Origin of the sequence: Algibacter sp., from assembly GCF_049667265.1 — a bacterium.
GTDB lineage: Bacteria > Bacteroidota > Bacteroidia > Flavobacteriales > Flavobacteriaceae > Algibacter_B.
The window spans coordinates 1-4,761 of sequence record NZ_JBATHX010000415.1; the positions used below are offsets into that span (position 1 = coordinate 1).

7 protein-coding genes are annotated in these 4,761 nt (G+C 29.5%); 5 read left to right on the top strand and 2 right to left on the bottom strand.

All coding sequences use genetic code 11. From position 1 onward, the window contains the following. Positions 1-1,060, bottom strand: a 1,060-nt coding sequence (locus WBN21_RS14445; RefSeq protein ID WP_424201482.1) for a DUF2851 family protein, incomplete at its 3' end; no start/stop codon positions are given. A 105-nt stretch (positions 1,061-1,165) separates the two neighbouring features. On the opposite strand from WBN21_RS14445, the gene WBN21_RS14450 reads away from it, so the two are divergent. The 5 genes from WBN21_RS14450 to WBN21_RS14470 all read left to right on the top strand — a co-directional run bounded on the left by WBN21_RS14450 (position 1,166) and on the right by WBN21_RS14470 (position 4,346). Next, on the top strand, positions 1,166-1,711 hold the full coding sequence (locus WBN21_RS14450; RefSeq protein ID WP_424201484.1) for an RNA polymerase sigma factor: 546 nt from the start codon (positions 1,166-1,168) through the stop codon (positions 1,709-1,711). 49 nt (positions 1,712-1,760) lie between these two features. Next, positions 1,761-2,264, top strand: coding sequence for a hypothetical protein (locus WBN21_RS14455; protein WP_424201486.1), 504 nt, complete (start codon positions 1,761-1,763; stop codon positions 2,262-2,264). Positions 2,265-2,332: 68 nt separating this feature from the next. Beyond that, positions 2,333-2,872 carry a hypothetical protein gene (locus WBN21_RS14460; protein ID WP_424201488.1) on the top strand — a complete coding sequence of 180 codons (540 nt, stop codon included), beginning with the start codon at positions 2,333-2,335 and terminating at the stop codon, positions 2,870-2,872. A gap of 12 nt (positions 2,873-2,884) precedes the next feature. Continuing rightward, on the top strand, positions 2,885-3,784 hold the full coding sequence (locus WBN21_RS14465; protein ID WP_424201490.1) for a hypothetical protein: 900 nt from the start codon (positions 2,885-2,887) through the stop codon (positions 3,782-3,784). Positions 3,785-3,950: 166 nt separating this feature from the next. Then, the gene (locus WBN21_RS14470; protein ID WP_424201492.1) at positions 3,951-4,346 is read left to right on the top strand and encodes a DUF2721 domain-containing protein; all 396 of its coding nucleotides are present in this window, start codon (positions 3,951-3,953) and stop codon (positions 4,344-4,346) included. Here the strand turns inward: WBN21_RS14470 and WBN21_RS14475 are convergent. Continuing rightward, positions 4,343-4,761, bottom strand: a 419-nt coding sequence (locus tag WBN21_RS14475; RefSeq protein ID WP_424201494.1) for a sterol desaturase family protein, incomplete at its 5' end; no start/stop codon positions are given. The genes WBN21_RS14470 and WBN21_RS14475 overlap by 4 nt on opposite strands.

Consider the following 4,761-nt stretch of genomic DNA (forward strand, 5'->3'; position numbering starts at 1 on the left):
TCGCATAACTAAATTTTATTGGAAGAATTGTATTGATTAGAAGCAAATCTATAAATGATTTTGACAGTATTTTAGTTGAAACTTTAGATTCCTTGTGAAAGGTATAATGTGATTTCCAAAACTCGGAAGTTGGTACTTTAAAAAGTTTATAAAAATCTTCTAATTGATTTGTTTGAATGATTTTTGAAAAGAGATTTTGATGGTTCCCATATAAATTTGCTAGTTGCGACAATCTAATAGTTGGAAAATTTGGTGGTCGCAGTCTAAAAAAATGAATCGGTAACACATTGGCATTTTCAATTTTAAACTTCTGTTTTAAAAACTGATACTCTTTTGCTAAAGTTGCATGGTAAGCATTTTCAATATCTTGCTCCAATAATCCACCTTGTCCAAATAATAAAGCTTCTAAAACCTGCTGATTTGATTGTGTTTTTCTAATGATAGAAAAATCAATAGATGCTGCCAAACTAAAAAACGATTCACCGTTCACTTTTAATCCAAAATTTTTAGTGAGCATTTTAAATAAAACCGCTTCCCAATCATTTTTTGAAGCTTTCAAAAGTGTATTAATAGTTTCAGATTTTCGTTCTAAACGCTCAAAATAAAGGCGTTCTAACCAGTTATTTAAAATAAAATCATCTGTTGAAACAAAATCATTTTCACAATTAATCCAGTTGTTTTGTTTAGTAAAAAGCTTGTTGTAATTATTCAGCATTAATTCATCAACAAAGTTTTTTAACTGTAATGTTGGAATGGGTGTATTGTCTTTTCTATAAACTTCGGTATCATCATCCCAAACAACATGAAGAATCACGTTATCATAAGCTTTGTCGGTTTCATGATTATGCAAAAACCAATCTGAAGATTTCATATGTATTTCAACATTTCCTGCCCAAAGCTGGTTTCCTATTTTCAGTTTAGCGTTGAAAAAATCGGGTCCAGAATTAAAATTATGTCCCCCAACCGAAGTTACCAGAATAGTTTCACCAACGGTTGTTTTTAAATTATTAATTTGAAATTTTTTATGTTTCCATAAATAATGTAGGAAGTCTTCTTGCATTTTACTAAACTAATAAAACCTATTCAATTTAAACACCTGTTTTTTTCGTATTTTAAAACAAACTATTTGATAAAAGAAAGGTCTAAGTTATAAAATCTTAAAATTATGAATCAAGAAGTTGACCTCATAAAAAATCTTAAAAATCCGAAGCTTAAAAACAAAGCCTTTCAAGATTTGCTTGATATGTACCAAGAACGGTTGTATTGGCATATTCGGAAAATAGTTATTACCCATGACAATGCCAATGATGTATTGCAAGAAACCTTTATTAGAATTTTTAATGGCATTAATAATTTTAAAGAAAAAAGCTCATTACATACTTGGATGTACAGAATCGCATACAATGAATCTATTCGTTTTTTAGAAAAGAATAAAATAAAAACTTTAGTTTCAATTGATCAAGAAAACAACTCATATTTAAAAAACTTGAAGCAGGATCCTTTTTTTAATGGAGACGAATTACAATTAAAACTAAATGAGATAATTTCTAAACTTTCAAGTAAACAACAACGCGTTTTTCAAATGAAGTACTTTGATGATTTAAGCTTCCATGACATATCAGACATCTTGAATATAAGTGAGAACACCTTAAAATCATCTTACTATAGTGCCGTAAAAACTATTGAAGACAAAATATTAGCAGCATACTAAACAAACTTATTAAAAAAATTCAGGTCAAATTAGAAATAGCACAAAAATTATGAAAAAATCAAATCTACATAAAGACAATATTTCAAGGTTACATAAAGACAAACTTGGTATGGAGGTTCCAGAAGGTTTCTTTTCACAATCCAAAGCAAGTATACTCAATAAAGTTATTGAACCAGATAAACCTAAACAAACTGTTTTCTGGTTAAAACCTACTATAGCATATGCTATAGCTGCTAGCATAATTCTAGCAATTGCTCTTACTTTTTGGGTGCAAGATAACAATACAGAAAATATTGAACAGATTACAAATACTGAGGAATTGAAATTATTAAATTCTGATATTCTTGACAGCGATTTTTTAGTTTCCTCACTCCTAGTTTCTGATACTGAAATGGAAAAATATCTGGATGGTTATATAATAAATAAAGTTGTTTTTGAAGCAGAATTATCTGAACAAAAGTTAGAAAATATTTTCATTAATTCTGTTTTAATAGAAGACTCGTTAATAGATAATTACCTAGATAAAAATCTGATAGAAAATATAGTTTTATAATTCCAAACTATTTAAAACTTTTAAGTTCTAAGAAGTAGAACATATATAATAATTTAAATTCATAAGTCATGAAAACAACAAAATTTAAAACAGCAATAGCATTATTTAGTTTATTAATGCTTTTAACAGGGAGCACTCTTTTTGCTCAAGAAGATGACTACACTCCAATTATGAATCAATTGTCTCTTCAACAAAAAGAAATGCTAAAAACACAACGCCAGTTAATGTTGAAAAACAGAGAACAACTTAAAGCTTCATTAACAGATGCTCAGTTAGCAATTTTGCAAGACAAAACGCAAACTAAAGAACAAATGCGATTACGTTTAAGAGAAACATTTACTGATTCTCAAAATCAGATGGTACAAAGTCAAGAACGACAATTACGACAAGTACGAAACGAATTCAGAGAATCATGTACTCAAGAACAAAGACAAATGCTACAAGAACATATGCAACAAACCAGACAAGCATCTGGTCAAGGTGAAATGAGAAATGGCGATGGTTTTGGAGGCAATGGAAACAATGGTGATGGAATCAGAAATAGTGACGGAACTCGTTCAGGTGGCGGTAACGGAAACGGAAATGGTAGTGGAAATGGAGGCGGTTAATATCTTATAAAGATGAAAACACAAGCCATAAAATACAAACAAATTTTAGCATTTTGGTTGCTGCTGTTTACAGCAGCAACCTCTGCTAATTTATATGCCCAAGAACCAAAAGAAGATGAAATAGATTTACTTCTTGATGAACTCTTCTTTAATGACGAACAATTTATGAATGATATTTTAAATTCATTCAACGCACAGAATTTTATTTACACAAACGTTTCTTTTAACAGCAACACCTTTTTTACTGGTCGCGATTCTGGAATCAATCAATTTAATATAGTTCCACAAATATCTTATTATAGTGATTCAGGGTTTAATATTAGTGTCTCAGGTATTTACTACGAATCCTTTAAACCTAATTGGGATTTCACCAATGTTTCGCTGGGCTATTACAATACTATTGGTAAAGCCAAACTTGTTAATTATAATGTTGGATATACCAGATATTTTTATTCCAATGGTTGGGACACTTTTACAAACTCGATAAATTTAAGTTTAGGCTTACGAAATAAAAAACGAACTCTTGGCACAAAACTATCCACGTCGTATTTATTTGGAACAGACCAATCTTTTCAATTAGTATCACGCAGCTATGCCAATTTTACGATAACAAAAGAGAAAAAATTCACACTAAAATTCAGACCACAAATAAGCTTCATAATAGCACAACAGACCACAGCCTTAGAACAATTGATTACTCAAGGTGATGAAACAACAATCGAATATATTTATAACGACATCTTCGATTTATTAAATACACAAATCAATATACCCCTAACTTTAGTTACCAAATCGTGGGATTTTGAATTGGGCTATAACATGAACATCCCTTCGCGGGTTGAAACAGAACCTAAACTAAAAACTAACGGTTTTTTAAATTTATCCATAGGATATTTAATTGATTTAAAATAATAAATCATTCCAATTAATAAAACAATATGTAATTTGAATTTTTAAATTTCTCAGAAGTAACGTTAAACATCTTCTTATTTCAAGTTTGACAACTTTATTTTTTTTAAAGTAAAATACGCTGCTCACAAACTATAAAGTTGTTAAATTTGAACAAACTTTTTATTACGTGGAAGACCTTACTTTAACTACCCCAGCGCTTTTGTTTTCAGCAATATCTTTAATTATGTTGGCTTATACTAATAGGTTTATAGCATATACAGCCGCAATTAGAGATTTGTTTGATAAATATCAAAAAAATAATGATAGGCGTTTTTATAAACAAATTAAGAACATAAAACATCGCTTATATCTTACTAGATATATGCAAATTTTAGGAATTACCAGTTTATTATTGTGTGTGTTAACTATGTTTTTAATATACATTAAACAACCTACTATTGCTGTTTGGATTTTTGGAGTTGCTTTAATTTTACTCATTGCATCATTAGCGCTTCTAATCATAGAAATTCAAATTTCTGCAAAAGCTTGGGAAGAACATATTAGTGATTTAGAAAACGATTAATTTTCTCCCTCAAACGACGTTGGTTTTTGATATTTCTGAAAAGGCTGTTTCAATAAATCTTTAATGTTGCTATTTTCGGATTCATTTGGAAATACATCTACGCCATAAATAATTTTATCAGGATCTAATTCCATGTAAGTTCCTAAAATCCTATCCCAAACCGAAAAAATATTTCCGTAGTTAGAATCAGTATAAGGCATTTTATAATGATGATGCACTTTATGCATATTTGGAGACACTAACACATAACTTAACCATTTATCAACCTTTTTTGGAAGTTTTATATTTGAATGGCTAAACTGAGTTGCCACGATAGACATGGATTGATACAACATAACAATGCCAATAGGAGCACCAATAGCAAAAACACCTAATAAGGTAAATGCATATCGAATAATACTTTCAATTGGATGAT

Coding starts and splice junctions, on each gene's coding strand:
- WBN21_RS14460 (WP_424201488.1), top strand. CDS start 2,333: ATGAAAACAACAAAATTTAAAACAGCAATAGCATTATTTAGTTTATTA.
- WBN21_RS14465 (WP_424201490.1), top strand. CDS start 2,885: ATGAAAACACAAGCCATAAAATACAAACAAATTTTAGCATTTTGGTTG.
- WBN21_RS14450 (WP_424201484.1), top strand. CDS start 1,166: ATGAATCAAGAAGTTGACCTCATAAAAAATCTTAAAAATCCGAAGCTT.
- WBN21_RS14455 (WP_424201486.1), top strand. CDS start 1,761: ATGAAAAAATCAAATCTACATAAAGACAATATTTCAAGGTTACATAAA.